Source organism: Streptomyces sp. NPDC002845 (genome assembly GCF_053591955.1).
This window is the reverse complement of the sequence record NZ_JBSFUU010000008.1, coordinates 173378-189918: the sequence shown is the minus strand read 5'-3', so window position 1 is coordinate 189918 and position 16541 is coordinate 173378. Positions and strand designations below refer to the sequence as shown.

At 70.4% G+C, this 16541-nt stretch carries 13 protein-coding genes and 1 pseudogene; 3 read left to right on the top strand and 11 right to left on the bottom strand.

The window, feature by feature from the left end; genetic code table 11:
- Positions 1 to 258: 258 nt before the first annotated feature.
- Both ACWD3C_RS08375 and ACWD3C_RS08370 read right to left on the bottom strand, forming a co-directional pair.
- Complete coding sequence (locus ACWD3C_RS08375; RefSeq protein ID WP_451141438.1) at positions 259 to 1527, bottom strand: MFS transporter; 1269 nt, start codon at positions 1525 to 1527, stop codon at positions 259 to 261.
- Positions 1528 to 1623: 96 nt separating this feature from the next.
- Positions 1624 to 2669: pseudogene (locus ACWD3C_RS08370) on the bottom strand (S66 family peptidase).
- Between the two features lie 121 nt (positions 2670 to 2790).
- Between ACWD3C_RS08370 and aroQ the strand changes: the two are divergent.
- Positions 2791 to 3264 (top strand): type II 3-dehydroquinate dehydratase, encoded by a 474-nt coding sequence (gene aroQ / locus ACWD3C_RS08365; RefSeq protein WP_451141416.1) that lies wholly within the window; start codon positions 2791 to 2793, stop codon positions 3262 to 3264.
- 25 nt (positions 3265 to 3289) lie between these two features.
- Here the strand turns inward: aroQ and ACWD3C_RS08360 are convergent, their stop codons facing one another.
- From ACWD3C_RS08360 to ACWD3C_RS08340, 5 genes are all read right to left on the bottom strand, one after another.
- Positions 3290 to 4018: an amino acid ABC transporter ATP-binding protein gene (locus ACWD3C_RS08360; protein WP_451141436.1), complete on the bottom strand. Its 729-nt coding sequence runs from the start codon at positions 4016 to 4018 to the stop codon at positions 3290 to 3292.
- Between the two features lie 32 nt (positions 4019 to 4050).
- Positions 4051 to 4977: an amino acid ABC transporter permease gene (locus tag ACWD3C_RS08355; protein WP_451141414.1), complete on the bottom strand. Its 927-nt coding sequence runs from the start codon at positions 4975 to 4977 to the stop codon at positions 4051 to 4053.
- The gene (locus ACWD3C_RS08350) at positions 4974 to 5867 is read right to left on the bottom strand and encodes an ABC transporter substrate-binding protein (protein WP_451141412.1); all 894 of its coding nucleotides are present in this window, start codon (positions 5865 to 5867) and stop codon (positions 4974 to 4976) included. Before ACWD3C_RS08350 ends, ACWD3C_RS08355 begins: the two co-directional genes overlap by 4 nt.
- 330 nt (positions 5868 to 6197) lie before the next feature.
- Positions 6198 to 6854 (bottom strand): MBL fold metallo-hydrolase, encoded by a 657-nt coding sequence (locus ACWD3C_RS08345; RefSeq protein WP_451141410.1) that lies wholly within the window; start codon positions 6852 to 6854, stop codon positions 6198 to 6200.
- A gap of 48 nt (positions 6855 to 6902) precedes the next feature.
- Entirely contained in the window at positions 6903 to 7631 is a 729-nt protein-coding gene (locus ACWD3C_RS08340; RefSeq protein ID WP_451141408.1) for a maleylpyruvate isomerase family mycothiol-dependent enzyme, read from the bottom strand.
- Between the two features lie 223 nt (positions 7632 to 7854).
- Here ACWD3C_RS08340 and uvrA point away from each other — a divergent pair, with 223 nt between their 5' ends.
- Complete coding sequence (uvrA, locus tag ACWD3C_RS08335; protein WP_451141406.1) at positions 7855 to 10821, top strand: excinuclease ABC subunit UvrA; 2967 nt, start codon at positions 7855 to 7857, stop codon at positions 10819 to 10821.
- A gap of 151 nt (positions 10822 to 10972) precedes the next feature.
- Here uvrA and ACWD3C_RS08330 read toward each other — a convergent pair whose 3' ends face one another.
- From ACWD3C_RS08330 to ACWD3C_RS08315, 4 genes are all read right to left on the bottom strand, one after another.
- Positions 10973 to 11884 (bottom strand): carbohydrate kinase family protein, encoded by a 912-nt coding sequence (locus ACWD3C_RS08330; RefSeq protein ID WP_451141404.1) that lies wholly within the window; start codon positions 11882 to 11884, stop codon positions 10973 to 10975.
- Entirely contained in the window at positions 11881 to 12921 is a 1041-nt protein-coding gene (locus tag ACWD3C_RS08325) for a LacI family DNA-binding transcriptional regulator (protein ID WP_451141402.1), read from the bottom strand. Before ACWD3C_RS08325 ends, ACWD3C_RS08330 begins: the two co-directional genes overlap by 4 nt.
- A gap of 199 nt (positions 12922 to 13120) precedes the next feature.
- Positions 13121 to 14077: a hypothetical protein gene (locus ACWD3C_RS08320; protein WP_451141400.1), complete on the bottom strand. Its 957-nt coding sequence runs from the start codon at positions 14075 to 14077 to the stop codon at positions 13121 to 13123.
- Between the two features lie 188 nt (positions 14078 to 14265).
- Positions 14266 to 14640, bottom strand: coding sequence for a response regulator (locus ACWD3C_RS08315; protein WP_451141398.1), 375 nt, complete (start codon positions 14638 to 14640; stop codon positions 14266 to 14268).
- A gap of 233 nt (positions 14641 to 14873) precedes the next feature.
- Between ACWD3C_RS08315 and ACWD3C_RS08310 the strand changes: the two genes are divergently transcribed.
- Complete coding sequence (locus tag ACWD3C_RS08310) at positions 14874 to 16238, top strand: sugar ABC transporter substrate-binding protein (RefSeq protein ID WP_451141396.1); 1365 nt, start codon at positions 14874 to 14876, stop codon at positions 16236 to 16238.
- Positions 16239 to 16541 lie beyond the last annotated feature (303 nt).

Here is a 16541-nt window from a genome sequence, read left to right as displayed (position 1 = left end):
CCCCATCTCGCGCGCCTGCCCGGGTGGGCGGTCTCAACACCCCTCCCGGGGGGGGGGGGGGCCCACTCCCCCCCCCCCCCGCTCCCGGTGCCTGCTTGGGTCCTGAGCGCGTTCCCCGGCCCAGGGGGGCGCACGAACCAAGCCGGCGGAGCAGCTGGGTGCGCTGTGCACCGGTGAGCGTGTCTACGCCGACTGCGACCTGCTGGAGACGAGCGAGCTCGCGCAGTCCGGCCCCGGTGCGCTCGCGAGATGTTGCCGTCACCCCGTGGCAGGCTCCGCCGCGGGCACCCGCACCGGCCGGGTCTCCGGCAGCAGCGTGAAGCACCCCAGGCTCAGCAGCGCGATCGCCGTCAGATACGCGGCCACGCCCCACGGAACGCCCTCTCCCGTGGCCACCGCCGTCGCCACGATCGGCGTCAGCGCGCCGCCGAGCACCCCGCCGAGGTTGTAGCCCACGGCGGCGCCGGTGCAGCGCACCCGGGGCTCGTACAGCTCAGGGAGGTACGCGGCGATCACGGCGAACATCGTGATGAACGAGAGCATCGCCACCAGGAAGCCGAGGAACATCAGCAGCGGTTCGCCCGTGGACAGCAGCGCGACCATCGGGAACATCCACAGCGCGGCGGCCGCGCAGCCCGTCAGGCACATGGGCCGCCGCCCGAAGCGGTCACCCAGGAGGGCCGCCAGCGGGGTCAGGGCGCCCTTCACCACCACGGCGGCCATGATGCAGGTCAGCATGTTGGTACGGCTCACTCCGAGCCGCTCGGTCGCGTAGGCGAGGGACCAGGTCGTCACGGCGTAGAACACGGCGTACCCGACCGCGAGCGCCCCGGCCGTCAGCAGGACGAGCCGCCAGTGGCCGCGCACCACCTCGGCGAGCGGCACGCGCGCGTGGTCGTCGATTCCGAGGAAATCGGGGCTCTCGGCGAGCGAGGAGCGCAGCCACAGCCCCGCCACGGCCAGCACCCCCGCCGCCCAGAACGGCACCCGCCAACCCCACGCCGCGAACTGGGCCTCCGTCAGCGTCGCCGACAGCCCCAGCATCACTCCGTTGGCCAGCAGGAACCCCACCGCCGGCCCGACCTGCGGGAAGCTCGCCCACAGCGCGCGCCGTTCGACGGGCGCGTGCTCCGCCGTCAGCAGCACCGCCCCGCCCCACTCTCCGCCGAGCCCGAGCCCCTGCAGAAAACGCAGCACAAGAAGGAGCAGGGGAGCTGCCACACCGATCGTGTCGTACGTCGGCACGCAGCCGACCGCCACCGTCGCCGCGCCGGTCAGCAGCAGCGAGGCGACGAGGACCGGCCGCCGCCCGCGCCGGTCACCGATGTGCCCGAACAGCATCGAGCCCAAGGGACGCGCGACGAAGCCGACCCCGAACGTCCCGAAGGCCGCGAGCATCCCCGTCACCGGCGAGAACGTCGGGAAGAACAGCGGCCCCAGGACCAACGCCGCGGCGGTGCCGTACACGAAGAAGTCGTAGAACTCGATCGCCGTCCCGGCGAGGGAGGCGGTCGCGAGCCGCAGCATGGAGGGTGGGGTCTTCACGGTGTGTGTATCGTGCATGCCGCGTCAACTACCCACGGTGACCACGGGTTACGGGGGCGCGCGGGGGCTCGTGTGCCGTCAGTACGTCACCGTGACGCGCCGGGCGGGACCGTCCACGCGGATCACACCCCCATAGGGGACGACGAGTTGGGGATCGGTGTGCCCGAGGTCCACGTCGAGGACGATCGTGGTGTCGGGGGCGTACATCCGCATGGCGCGCAGCACGTCCTCGCGCTGCTCGGCGGCGTACCGGGCGGCCTCCTCGGGGCTGTTGGGGCGCTCGAAGTCCCATGTCCTGGGACGGCCCATCAGGAGCGCGGAGAAGCGCCCGAGCAGCCCTCGCTCGCCCATGTTGCGCAGGGTGCGGAAGGCCTCCTGGCCGCTCGGCATCTCCTCCGAGGTCTCCAGGAAGAGCACCCCGTCGTCGTACACCGTCAGGTCGCGCGGGATCTCGCGGTCGGCCATGAGCAGCCGGCCCACGATCTCCAGACAGCCGCCCCAGCTGCGGCCCTCCACCACCCGGCCCGGATCGACCCAGGTCCCCCCGGTGCCCGGCCGGGTCTCCGGCTCCGAGCCGAAGGTCGCCGGGTCCGCCCAGTCACGGCTGACGTCGCGCCAGCGGTCGGCGGGCCTGAACTCGTACTCGCCGGAGGTGAACAGCGCGGCCCGCAGGGAGTCGGCGGTCATCGGGTGCATGGCGCCGGGGCGGCCCAGCTCGGCCATCACGGTGGCGCCGTGGTAGCCGACGATCCCGGTGTTGCGCAGATACATGAGCAGGTTGGTATTTTCGCTCGCCCGAAGAACGGCTTCGGGTTCGCGCGGATCAACTCCCGGTCCAGCAGCGGCAGCACGGTGATCTGGTCGTCGCCGCCGATCGACGCGATGACCGCCTTGATGCTCGGATCGGCGAACGCCGCGTGGATGTCGTCGGCCCGCTCCCTCGGTGTCGAGCCCATCTTCCGGGTCGCCGGATACTCGACCGGTTCGAGGCCGTAGTCCTTGCGCAGCCGCTCCAGGCCCAGCTCGTACGGGAGGGGGAGAAGTCCCGCCAGTCCGCTGGACGGTGAGATCACGGCTATGCGGTCGCCGGGGGAGGGCTTGGGAGGACAGGCGGGTGTCGTCATGCCGGGAGGGTATGGAGACCCGCGGTGTCGGTGCACCGTGATAAACCGGGGCTGAGCAGCACAGCGGCAGTACAGCAGCGGTCCTGAACGGGCCGACCCAGCCGACCGGACCGGAGGAACCGTGCCCCGCACCCTCGCCAATGCCCCGATCATGATCCTCAACGGGCCGAACCTGAACCTTCTCGGCCAGCGCCAGCCCGAGATCTACGGCTCCGACACGCTCGCCGACGTCGAGGCCCTGTGCGCCAAGGCGGCAGCCGCGCACGGCGGCACGGTGGACTTCCGTCAGTCCAACCACGAGGGTGAGCTGGTCGACTGGATCCACGAGGCGCGCTTGAACCACTCGGGCATCGTCATCAACCCCGGTGCCTACTCCCACACGTCGGTCGCGATTCTGGACGCGCTCAACACCTGCGACGGTCTTCCCGTCATCGAGGTGCACATCTCCAACATCCACCAGCGCGAGGCGTTCCGGCACCACTCGTACGTCTCGTTGCGCGCCGACGGGGTCATCGCGGGGTGCGGTGTGCAGGGGTACGTGTTCGGCGTGGAGCGGGTGGCCGCGCTGGCAGGGGTGGCGCAGGCCGAGGCGTAAGTCCCGCCGACCATGCACACGCCCCTTACAGCCGCCCCGCCTCCGTGATCCGTCGCAGGAAGCGCCGCGTACGGTCCCGCTGCGGGTTCCCGAAGACCTGCTCGGCGGTACCGCGCTCCAGGACCACGCCTCCGTCCAGAAAACAGACCTGGTCCGCGACCTCGCGGGCGAAGCCCATCTCGTGCGTGGCCAGCACCATGGTCATGCCGTCGCCCTTCAAGTCCCGTACGACGGTGAGGACCTCACCGACGAGCTCCGGGTCGAGTGCGGCGGTGATCTCGTCGAGGAGCAGCAGCCGGGGACGTACGGCCAGCGCGCGGACGATCGCGGCCCGCTGCTGCTGACCGCCGCTCAGCCGGTCCGGGTACTCGCCCGCCTTGTCGCCGAGCCCGAGGCGCTCCAGCAGCTCACGAGCCCGCTCCTCGGCCTCCGGGCGGCCCATGCCGTGCACGCGGCGCGGAGCGAGCGTGATGTTCTCCAGGACCGTCATGTGCGGAAAGAGGTTGTACGCCTGGAAGACCACGCCGATCCGGCGGCGTACCGCGTCCTGGTCGACCCGCGGGTCGGTGATCTCCTCGTCGTCCAGCCAGATCGCACCGTCGTCGATCTCCTCAAGGAGGTTGGCGCAGCGCAGCAGCGTCGACTTGCCGGACCCGGAGGCGCCGATCAGCGCGGTCACCGTGTGCGGGGCGACCTTCAGGTCGACGTCCCGCAGCACGACCGAACCGCCGAAGGTCTTGCGGACGGACTCCATGCGAAGCACGGGGGAGCCGCCGGGGGTGTCGCTCACAGATTCCCTCCCTGCGCCCGCTGCCGGTCCATCCGGGCCGTGACCCAGTCGGTGAAGCGGGTCATCGGGATGGTCAGCGCGACGAAGACCAGTCCCGCGACGATGTACGGCGTGTAGTTGAGGCTGCGGCCCACGATGATGTCGGCGGCGCGCACCGCGTCGATGGCGCCGCCGATCGAGACGAGCCCGGTGTCCTTCTGCAGTGACACCAGGTCGTTGAGGAGAGGCGGCACCTGGCGGCGTACCGCCTGGGGGAGGACGACGAATCGCAGGGCCTGCCGGTTGGTGAGCCCGAGCGAGCGGGCCGCCGCGCGTTGCGAGGGGTGCACGGACTCGATGCCGGCGCGGAACACTTCGGCGACATACGCCGAGTACGTCAGCGTCAGCGCCGTACCGCCCAGCAGAACCGGGTCGACGGTGATGCCCTGGAGGCGCAGCGCCGGTACACCAAGAACCACGATCATCAAATTGATGATGAGGGGCAGTCCGCGGAAGAAGTCGGTGTACGCGGCGGCCAGCACCCGCAGCGGGAAGAAGACGGGGCCGCGCAGGGTGCGCGCGATCGCGATCAGCATGCCCAGCACGAGCACCGCGACGCCGCAGATCAGCAGCAGCCGGACGTTGAGCCACAGCCCTTCGAGGACCTTCGGCAACGCCTCGCGCGCGTACTCCGCGTTGAAGAACGTCTCCTTGGTGCGCGGCCAGCCGGGTGCGTTGACCACGACGAGGTAGAGGACGACGCCCGTGACCAGGGTGGAAAGGGCGGCGATCGCCGTCGCGCGGCGGGCGCGGGCACGCTTGAGTCGCTCCCGGTCGATCCGCCGCCGCGACGGGACGTACGCGCCGTCCTTGCCGTCCTTGCCGTCCTTGCCGTGCGTGTCGCCCGGGTCGTCCTGCCCGGACTCGTCCTTCACGACCGTCACTTGAACACCGGGGCGTCGACGGCGTCGGACAGCCACTCCTGCTCGATCGCCGCGAGCGTGCCGTCCTCGCGCAGGGCGTCCACGGCGGCCGTGACGCACGAGGTCAGCGCGCTGCCCTTGTCCAGGACGAGACCGAACTGCTCGGGCGTGCCGCCCCGGTTCTCGAACTGCCCGACGATCGTCGCGTCCGTCACCTCGGCCGCCGTGATGTAGAAGGCGGTCGGCAGGTCGACCACGACGGCGTCGACCTGGCCGTTCTGGAGGGCGGACTTGGCCTGGTCGTTCTTCGCGTACGCGGCGGGCTCCCGCTCCGGCCGCACCACGTCGTTGATGTAGTCGAGGCTCGTGGTGCCGACCTGGGCGCCCAGCTTCACGTCCTTCAGGTCCGCGATGCTCGTCGCCTTCGCGGCCTCGGAGTCCTTCAGTGCGATGACGGCCTGGCGTACGTCGTAGTAGCCGGACGAGAAGTCCACGGCCTTCTTGCGCTCGTCGCTGATCGACACCTGGTTGATGTTGAAGTCGAAGGTCTTCTCACCGGGCGCGAAAGCCTTGTTGAAGGGCACGGTCTGCCAGACGACGTCCCCCTTGTCGTAGCCGAGCCGCTCCGCCACGGCGTATGCGACCGCCGACTCGAAGCCCTTGCCGTTCGCCGGGTCGTCGTCCCTGAACCAGGGCTCGTACGCCGGTGTGTCGGTCGCGATGGTCAGCTTGCCGGATGCCTCGGTGCTCAACTCGCCCTCGGCGCAGGTCTGGTCGGCGGAGCCGGAGGCCTGGGCGGAGGCGTCCTCCTCGGGCTGAGGGGCACAGCCCACCGCGACGGAGAGCAGGGCGACGGCGGCGGTGGCTGCGGCGCGGCGCAGGGCGCGCGGAGAACGATGGGCAGGACGCATGGCGGGAGAGTGACAGTGCGGCGTCCTGTTTGTCGAGGTCACAACGGCAATTGTCCGCATAGTGGGAACGTGTGTTGCAATTTTGTGAACACTCGTCGGAGGCCGGGCAGGGCCGCCGGCCGAGGGCGGGGATTGAGGAGGCCGGCGGCCCGTTCCGCACAGGTGCCGTCATCCTGTGCGGGACTGCTTCCAGTGGACTGCACCATTGAGCGCGCCGGGAGCGCGTGCGGGGCGCCAACGCGTGTGTTCGATTCACACGGGGCGCACAAGGGCGCGAACTCCGCGTCGCACGCTGGGAGATTCATCAACTGCCGCCCGGCGCCAGACGGTTCACCAGCCCCGCGCGTGCCACTCCGGCAGGTGCGGGCGCTCCGCACCCAGGGTGGTGTCGTTGCCGTGGCCCGGGTACACCCAGGTCTCGTCCGGGAGCACGTCGAAGATCTTCGTCTCCACGTCGTGGATCAGGCTGGCGAACGCCTTCGGATCCTTACGGGTGTTGCCCACGCCTCCGGGGAACAGGCAGTCCCCGGTGAACACATGCGGGTGGCCGTGCGGGTCGTCGTAGACGAGGGCGATCGAACCCGGCGTGTGGCCCACGAGATGACGCGCGGTGAGCTCCACGCGCCCCACCCGGATCGTGTCCCCGTCGTCGACGCGTACGTCGGTCGGCACCGGGATGCCCTCGGCGTCGTCCCGTCCCGCGTACGTGCGTGCGCCGGTGGCCGCGACGACCTCGGCGAGCGCCTGCCAGTGGTCTCCGTGCTGATGCGTGGTGACGACGGACGCGATGCCGTCGGCGCCGATCAGCGTGAGCAGCGTGCCGGCGTCGTTCGCCGCGTCGATCAGCAGCTGCTCGTCCGTGGCCCGGCAACGCAGCAGATAGGCGTTGTTGTCCATCGGGCCGACCGCCACTTTGGAGATCATCAGGCCCTGCAGCTCGTGCACATCCGCCGGGCCGCCGACCTTCACCGCTCCGCTGTACGTCATGACGGCCAGTCTAGGACGGAGGCGGTACGGGGAGCAGGTCGCGGCCGTCTACAGCGGGGGCAGCGCGGGGAGCGTCCCTCCGTCGACACGCAGTGCGGTGCCTTCGCGGCGGCCCGCCAGCCACCCGAGGACGTCGGCCCGGCGGCCGCTGACCGTGAGCTCGGGATGCGGTGGCTTGTAGCCGCTGTCGAGTTGCTCGCCGGAGACCCGCCCGACGGCTCCGGTGGGGATCAGGCGCCCGTCGTCCTGCTTGATCAGCAGCGCGGGGACGCCGGGGTGGTTGCGGAAGCGGTCGGCGAGGAAGTTGATCTCGCGCTGTGCGAACTCCTCCGGCAGGTCCTCCAGCTCGTACCCGATGCCCAGGTCCACGTGATGGAGCTCCACCTCGATCCAGCGCCGGAACGGCACCCCGGCCGCGGTGTCCGTGACCCCGCTGCGCAGCTCCACGGTGCGCGACCAGTCCGCGGAGACCGAGGCGGCGTCGTGGAAGCGCCCCGCACTCTCCCGTACGTCGGCGAGCTGGACGTCCAGTGGCCGCGGAGCGTCCCGCTCGATGTCGGCGTCCCGGGCCTCCCCGGAGACGTACATGGGGCGCCCTTCGAGGACGTTCACGAGCGCGTCCGCGTTGCGGGCGAGGTGGGCGAGGGCGTGGCCGCGGGTCCAGCCCGGTAGCCGTGACGGCTCGGCCACGGCGGCGTTGTCCAGCTTGGCGGCTGCGGTGAGGAGCCGCTCGGTCGCGTCATGTACAGATGCCAGGTCGCGCGCGTGATCCAACATGAGGCCGACCCTAACCCCGCCACACCTTCGGGTGAAGGTGGTTGAACGGCACCGTAAATCGAATGTGAGTGCTATAGGGTCGGCTGTGGCGTCGGGCATGCTGGAGGGCCCGGGATTGTTGTGGAACGGGGAAACAGAACCGGCGCTGTCAGTGGCTCCCCCTAGTCTGTGACGGACGGGGGCCCCGCCCCTGTCACTTCTCTCAAGAAAGGTGCGGACCGGCGTGGCCGACCGTCTCATCGTCCGTGGCGCGCGCGAGCACAATCTGAAGAACGTCTCGCTCGACCTGCCTCGTGACTCGCTCATCGTCTTCACGGGCCTGTCCGGGTCGGGCAAGTCCTCCCTGGCCTTCGACACGATCTTCGCCGAGGGCCAGCGCCGCTACGTGGAGTCGCTCTCCTCGTACGCCCGCCAGTTCCTCGGCCAGATGGACAAGCCGGACGTCGACTTCATCGAGGGCCTGTCCCCGGCGGTCTCCATCGACCAGAAGTCGACCTCGCGCAACCCGCGCTCGACGGTCGGCACCATCACCGAGGTCTACGACTACCTGCGTCTGCTCTTCGCACGCATCGGCAAGCCGCACTGCCCCCAGTGCGGCCGCCCCATCGCGCGCCAGTCGCCGCAGGCCATCGTCGACAAGGTCCTGGAGCTGCCGGAGGGGAGCCGCTTCCAGGTGCTGTCGCCGCTGGTGCGCGAGCGCAAGGGCGAGTTCGTCGACCTCTTCGCCGACCTCCAGACCAAGGGCTACTCACGCGCGCGTGTAGATGGCGAGACCGTCCAGCTCTCCGAGCCGCCCACGCTGAAGAAGCAGGAGAAGCACACCATCGAGGTGGTCGTCGACCGCCTCACCGTCAAGGGCTCCGCGAAGCGCCGCCTCACCGACTCCGTGGAGACCGCCCTCGGCCTGTCCGGCGGCATGGTCGTGCTCGACTTCGTCGACCTCCCCGAGGACGACCCCGAGCGCGAGCGCATGTACTCGGAGCACTTGTACTGTGCGTACGACGACCTGTCCTTCGAGGAGCTGGAGCCCCGCTCCTTCTCCTTCAACTCGCCCTTCGGCGCCTGCCCAGACTGCACCGGCATCGGCACGCGCATGGAGGTCGACCCCGAGCTGATCGTCCCGGACGAGGAGAAGTCCCTCGACGAGGGCGCCATCCACCCCTGGTCGCACGGCCACACGAAGGACTACTTCGGCCGCCTCATCGGAGCCCTGGCGGACGCGCTGGGATTCCGGACAGACATCCCCTTCGCCGGTCTTCCGCAGCGCGCCAAGAAGGCCCTGCTTCACGGCCACAAGACACAGATCGAGGTCCGCTACCGCAACCGGTACGGGCGCGAGCGCGTGTACACCACGGCCTTCGAGGGTGCCGTCCCCTTCGTGAAGCGGCGGCACAGCGAGGCCGAGAGCGACGCCAGTCGCGAGCGCTTCGAGGGCTACATGCGCGAGGTGCCCTGCCCCACCTGTGAGGGCACGCGCCTGAAGCCGATCGTCCTCGCGGTCACGATCATGGAGAAGTCGATCGCCGAGGTCTCCGCGATGTCCATCAGCGACTGCGCGGACTTCCTGGGCGAGCTGAAGCTCAACGCCCGCGACAAGAAGATCGCCGAGCGCGTGCTGAAGGAGGTCAACGAACGGCTGCGGTTCCTGGTCGACGTCGGCCTCGACTACCTCTCGCTGAACCGCGCGGCCGGCACCCTCTCCGGCGGCGAGGCCCAGCGCATCCGCCTGGCCACCCAGATCGGCTCCGGGCTCGTCGGCGTCCTGTACGTCCTCGACGAGCCCTCCATCGGGCTGCACCAGCGCGACAACCACCGGCTCATCGAGACCCTCGTCCGGCTGCGCGACATGGGCAACACGCTCATCGTCGTCGAGCACGACGAGGACACCATCAAGACCGCCGACTGGATCGTCGACATCGGCCCCGGCGCCGGTGAACATGGCGGCAAGGTCGTCCACAGCGGCTCCCTGAAGGAGCTGCTCGCCAACGACGAGTCGCATACCGGACAGTACCTGGCAGGCAAGAAAGCCATTCCGCTGCCCGACATCCGCCGTCCGCTCGACCCGTCCCGGCAGCTCACCGTGCACGGTGCCCGCGAGAACAACCTGCAGGACATCGACGTGTCGTTCCCGCTGGGCGTCTTCACGGCCGTCACCGGGGTGTCCGGCTCCGGCAAGTCGACACTGGTCAACGACATCCTGTACACGCACCTGGCGCGCGAGCTGAACGGCGCCCGGAACGTTCCGGGACGGCACACGCGCGTGGACGGCGACGACCTCGTCGACAAGGTCGTGCACGTCGACCAGTCGCCCATCGGCCGCACCCCGCGGTCCAACCCGGCGACGTACACCGGCGTCTTCGACCACATCCGCAAGCTGTTCGCCGAGACGACCGAGGCGAAGGTCCGCGGCTACCAGCCGGGCCGCTTCTCCTTCAACGTCAAGGGCGGCCGCTGCGAGAACTGCTCGGGCGACGGCACGATCAAGATCGAGATGAACTTCCTCCCGGACGTCTACGTCCCGTGCGAGGTCTGCCACGGCGCCCGCTACAACCGGGAGACCCTGGAGGTCCACTACAAGGGCAAGTCCATCTCCGAGGTCCTGAGCATGCCGATCGAGGAGGCCATGGACTTCTTCGAGGCCGTCCCCGCGATCGCCCGCCACCTCAGGACGCTCAACGACGTAGGCCTCGGTTATGTCCGCCTCGGCCAGTCCGCGACCACCCTGTCCGGCGGTGAGGCCCAGCGCGTCAAGCTCGCCAGTGAGCTGCAGCGCCGGTCCACCGGACGCACGGTCTACGTCCTCGACGAGCCGACCACCGGTCTGCACTTCGAGGACATCAGCAAGCTCCTCAGAGTGCTGGCGGGCCTGGTCGACAAGGGCAACACGGTCATCGTCATCGAGCACAACCTCGACGTCATCAAGACCGCCGACTGGGTCGTCGACATGGGCCCCGAGGGCGGCGCCGGCGGCGGCCTCGTCATCGCCGAGGGCACGCCCGAGCAGGTCGCCGGGGTGCCGACCAGCCATACGGGCAAGTTCCTTCGCGAGATCCTGGGCGCCGAACTGATCAGCGATGCGGAGCCCGTGAAGGCCCCGCGCAAGGCCGCGGCCAAGAGGACGGTCGCCGCCAGGACGACGGCGAAGAAGACGGCCCCCGGGAAGAAGACCGCGAGAGCACGCAAGGCCTGACAGCCTGACAAGGACTCGTAAGGACGGAAACATTCGCAGAACGTGCGGCGCCCCGCGGGAACTCCCCGCGGGGCGCCGCACGTTCCACCAGCAGCCGACGCCGCGCCGCCTACGCCGACCGGCTTCGGGGCCCGCGCTGACTCAACGCCCGCTACAGGTCGCCCAGTTCGGCCGCGTACGGCGGTTCCGCGCCCGCTCGGGAGCAGGTGATCGCTGCCGCACGGGCCGCGAAGCGGAGGAGGTCGGTCCAGTCGTCGGGTGTGAGGGCCTCCAGCGCCGCGGGGGACAGGGCGTCGCGCGTGGCCAGGCCGTGCAGGAGAGCGGCGTTGACCGTGTCGCCGGCGCCGATGGTGTCCACGATGTCGACCGGTTCACCGGGGACGGAGTGCACCGCTCCGCTACGGGTGAAGACGGTCAGGCCGTCGCCGCCGAGCGTGACCACGACCGCCGAGGGGCCGGAGGCCAGCCACTCGCGCGGGGTGCCGCCGAGCCACTGCGCGTCCTCCTCGGAGAGCTTGAGCAGCGAGACCGACGGCAGCCAGCTCTTGAACCGTGCCCGGTAGGCGTCCGCGTCGGGGATCAGGACCGTCCGGATGTTCGGGTCGAGCGTGGTGAACACGCCCTGGGCGGCCGCGGTCCGCATCAGCTCCTCGTAGGCGCTCGCGCCCGGCTCCAGGGCGAGCGAGCAGGTACCGAAGGACACGGCCCTGGTGCCCTCGGGGAGCCGGTCGGGAACCTCGAACCGACGGTCGGCGGTGCCTTCGACGTAGAAGGAGTACGCGGCCGAGCCGTCCTCACCGATGGAGGCCACGGCGAGGGTCGTCGGCTCCGTGCCCCGCTGCACGGCTGCCACGTCGACGCCCGCCGTGCGCAGCCCGTCCAGCAGGGCCTCGCCGAAGGCGTCGCGGGAGACACGGGAGCAGAAGGCCGTGGGGGAGCCGAGGCGGCCGAGCGCCACGGCGGTGTTGTAGGGGCCGCCGCCGCGCGCCGGCGTCAGGCCCACGAGCGCGCCCGCGCCCTGCGGTACCAGGTCGATCAGAGCCTCACCGGCGACGACGATCACGAGACGGTTCCCTTCTCGGAGTTCTGGGGGCAGCCGCACGAGCTGCGGTGGACGAATGTGCAGGGGAGGCTGAGGGTGCGGCCGGGGCGGTCCGGCGAGGCCAGCCGTTCGAGGAGGAACCGTACGGCCTCGGCCCCGATCTCCCTGCTGGGCTGGGCGATAGCGGTGAGCCGGGGCGAGAACAGGTCCGCCCACGCGAAGTCGTCGAAGCAGCCCAGCGCGATGTCGCCCGGCACGGACAGACGCCGCTCGTCCAGGGCGCGCAGGGCGCCGATGGTCATCGCGTTGTTGCCGGTGACGATCGCCGTCGGCGGCGCCGCGAGGGAGAGCAGGGTTTCGGTGGCCCGGTGCGCCACCCGGGCGTCGGAGTCGCCGTGCGCCACGAGGTGCTCGTAGTACGGGAGCCCGGCGGCGGCCAGGCCGTGCCGGTAGCCGGTGATCCGCTCGGCCGTGGTGCTGAGCCCGGGCAGGCCCGCGACCAGACCGATGCGCTTGTGGCCGAGGTCGGCGAGGTGGGTGACGAGTCGCATCATCGGCTCGGCGCTCTCGGCGCAGACCTGGTCGAAGCGGAACGGGTGCTCGGCGGGGATCTTGACCAGCCGGTCCAGGAACACGGTCGGGACGTTGTGCTGCCCGAGATAGCCCAGGAGTTCGCCGGGGTCGGCCGAGGGCGCCACGATCATGCCGTCCACACGCCGCTCGTGCAGCAGCCGGACGACCTTTCGCTCGTGCTCCGGCTCGTCGTGCGGGTCGGCGATGAGGAGGCTGTAGCCGTGCTCCAGGGCTCCGGCCTCCACGCCCTGCAGTATCTCCGTGAAGTACGGGTTGCTGATCGCCGACACCGCGAGCCCGATGGACCGCGTCCGTGACGTGACCAGGGAGCGGGCCAGGGTGTTGGGCGTGTAGCCGAGTGCCTCGATGGCGTCGAGCACCGCCTGGCGGGTCCGCGGCCGTACCGTACGCGTGTTGTTCAGCACGTGCGAGACGGTCGCCACGGACACGCCCGCGTGCTGAGCGACATCGACCATCGTCGCCAATGCGGTTCCCTCCCCGGCCTGTCGTTGTGGACTGCTTGGAGGGAAGGTACCGCATTCGACGATGGACGCAAACGTTTGCGTAAACGCTTGCGCAAGCGTTTACGCAAACCTTTACGTCTCCATGCTCCACCGGGAGCAGAACCCCGGCAGTAAGTTCACCGTCCCGTACGGAATGATCACGACTACCGGCGCCGGGCTGTCACTCCCAGTCCCACCCGATCCCCAGCATCCCCGACCGCACCCGCGACTCGACCAGGTGCACGGAGCGGTGGCGGGCGCTGAGGGGGAGTTCCTGGCGGCCGCTCCGCGGGGCCGCGGCCGAGTGCTGGGTGAACCGGTGGCAGCGCGCGGGGAGGGCCTGTTCGTCGAAGCACACCTGGAGGGTGTACTGCCCGGCCGGGCCGCTGAAGCCACGGACGTACTCGCTGGACGCGCCGGCGGTGCCGTCGTCGAAGGCGTAGCGGAAGAGGAACATGTCGCCCGAGTGGAGCCGGGTGTCGAAGAGCAGCTCGGCGGCGAGGACCCCGGTGTCGTGGTGCCAACGGACGCGCCCCGTACGGCAGTTCTCCAGGGCGCGTACGGCGATGCGTTCCGGCGCGCACCCGGGGTCGCCCTGGTGGACGGCGACATAGCGGTCCACGCCGTCCTTGTGGGCGCGGACGATGCGGTGGGAGTCACGGGCGAGCAGTTCGCGGCGCGCGCCGATGCGGACGCGTTCGTGGTGCCCGATGGTGTGCAGTCCCCCGTCGGACGGCGATTCCAGCTCGGCCAGGAGCCGCTCCCGCACACCGGAGGCCTCCACCAGGGAACGGTACGAGCGGCCCGCGGGGCATTCCCGGCCGGAGTGCTCCTCGGCCCGGGTGAGCAGCCGGATCAGGGACTCGTCCGGAAGCTGGAGTATCTCCTCCAGGGCGCGTACGGCGCGCAGCGACTCGGGGCGTTGCGGGCGCCGGGCGCCCTGCTGCCAGTAACTCAGGCTCGTCACGCCGACCTTGACCCCGTGGCGCGACAAGTGGTGCTGGACGCGCTGCAAGGGCAGCCCGCGCGCGGCGATCGCGGCGCGCAGCGCGACATGGAAGGGGCCGCCCCGCAGGGCGGTCTCCAGTTCCGTCGTGGCGACGTCCGCGTGGTCCGCGTGCTCTGTGCCGTGCCGCATCCAGGGGCCTTTCTGTGACGGGGCGCGACGGCTGGTCGGATCGTGCGCGCGTGGTCGATCGGGGGGCTTGGCGGGCGCCGGGGCTCGCTCACCCCCGTACGCAGGCCGTTCATGGCTTCAAGCCCTCCCGCATTGAAGCGTGTTGATCAAGTCCCGACAACACCTGGGACACAACACTCCGTGGCTCCTCAAGACGCCGGAGGCCCCGGCTCCGGCCCCAGCAGCTCCTGGATCGCCCGTGCCGACAGCGACGACTTGTGCAGGAAACCCCGGGCCGGGCCGGCGGCGACGAGTTCCTGGAAGTCGTCCGGAGAGTGCGTGGAGATGAGGATGATGACGGAGGAGACGGTACGCGCGAGCTCCGCCGCGAGCTCCAGGCCGTTCTCGCCGCCGAGCTCCAGGTCCAACAGGACGACGTCCGGCACCAGTTCCGTGGCTCGTGCGACCGCTTCCGCGCCCGTGGAGGCGATACCGACGACACGTAGCCCGTCGCGCTCCAGCAACGTACGCGCGGCCTCCAGGAACCGGGCGCTGTCATCGACGAGAAGACAGCGCGTGGACATGCTGACAGGGTCCCAAGCCGCTGGTGGATGCGCTTTCCAGCTAGCCGGAAAGTATCGGTGCGCGTGGTGTACCGCTGGCTGGGATGCGCTGAAGTCCTGTGCCGAAGAGACCCGTCGGCACTGACGCAGCGCTGGTGGTGTGTCACGGGGGGTAGCATGCGCTGCCCTGGGGAGGCCTGAGAGCCCGGTCGAGTGGGGGGCGTGCGATGGAGCCGCTGCACAAGGACATCGGAATGCGTCGGACCCGTCGTGCCCTCGTCTCGGGGGTGCTGGCCGCCGTTCTGCTGCTGGCGGGATGCGGCGGTGGTGAAGGGGACGACGTGGAGGGCAGGGGGAGGAACGCGCGGAGCGACACGACCTGCGACGGCAGGATCGAGGGCACCGAGCGCATCACGGTGTGGTTCCACGCGGGACAGGGCGGTGAACTCAGCACCTTGCAGGGCCAGGTCGAGGAGTTCAACGCGGCGCAGAGACAGGTGAAGGTCGAGCTGGTCACCCTGCCCGAAGGGCGGCCGTACACCGAGCTCGTCCTGTCCGCCGCGGCCAGCGGCGACCTGCCCGACCTGCTCGACTTCGACGGGCCGCACCTCTACAACTACGCGTGGTCCGGCAAGCTCAAGCCGATCGACTCCTGCGTGCCCGAGAAGCTCCGGGACGATCTGCTGCCCTCGATCCGGGAACAGGGCACGTACGCCGGGCGGTTGTGGGGCGTCGGCACCTTCGATTCCGGGATGGGGCTGTTCGTGCGCCCCTCGGTCCTGGAGAAGGCCGGCATACGCATCCCGCGGGGCATCGACGACGCCTGGACCGCCGACGAGCTGACCGGCATCCTGCGCAAGCTCCGCGCGGAGGGGTACGAGACGCCCCTCGACCTGCAGCTCGTCCCCTCGGAGTTCGTCCCGGAGTGGCACACCTACGGGTTCGCCCCGACCGTGTGGTCGGCGGGTGGTGATCTCATCGACCCCGAAGGGTTCCGCACGGCCGATGGCTTCCTGAACAGCTCCGAGTCCGTCCGGGCGCTCACCACCGTGCAGAACTGGGCCAAGGCGGGGTTCGTCGACCTGGGTGAGGGCCCACCGAGGGCGTTCGTCGAGGGCCGCACCCCCATCTCCTGGGTGGGGCACTGGATGTACGGCCCGTACGACAAGGCCTTCCCCGGGGACGTCGCGATCGTCCCGCTGCCCGACTTCGGCAAGGGCACCGTCACCGGGATGGGTTCCTGGCAGTGGGGCGTCACCTCGGGCGCCGCCGACGGCGACGCGGTCTGGCGCTTCCTCGAGTACCTGCTCACGCCCCAGCAGGTGCACCGGATGAGCGAGGCCAACGGCGCCATCCCGGCGACGAACAGCGCGGTGAGGCTCTCGCCGAAGTACGGCGAGAACGGCGCCGAACGGCTGTTCATCGAGCAGCTGCGCGGCGGTGTCGCGCGGCCCCGGCCGCAGACCCCCGCGTACCCGGCGATCACTGATGCCTTCGCGCGCGCCTTCGCCGAGATCGTCTTCGGCGAGGCCCCGGTCAAGAAGACGCTGGACGAGGCGGTCCGGGCCATCGACGAGGACCTGGCCGCCCACGACGGCTACCCGGAGAGCGGGCCATGAACGGCCGTACGGAGCCGGGCTCGGCCCCGGGCCGTACGGCCGTCGGTGCCGAAGCGGGCGGGCGTACGGATGCGGCGAGGCATGAACAACGCGTGGACGGCCGGGGAGTTCACCGGCATCCTGAACAAGCTGCGGGAGCAGGGCCGGTGATCCGATCGACCGCCACACGTACCGCACGGCCGACGGGGACGGCGTACGGCGCTTCCTCGCTTTCCTGCTGGGCCCCGACGAGGTGGTGCGCATGACCGAGGCCAACGACAAGGACCCGGCGGATCACCGGCACCGTCCGCCCGCCGGCCCGTG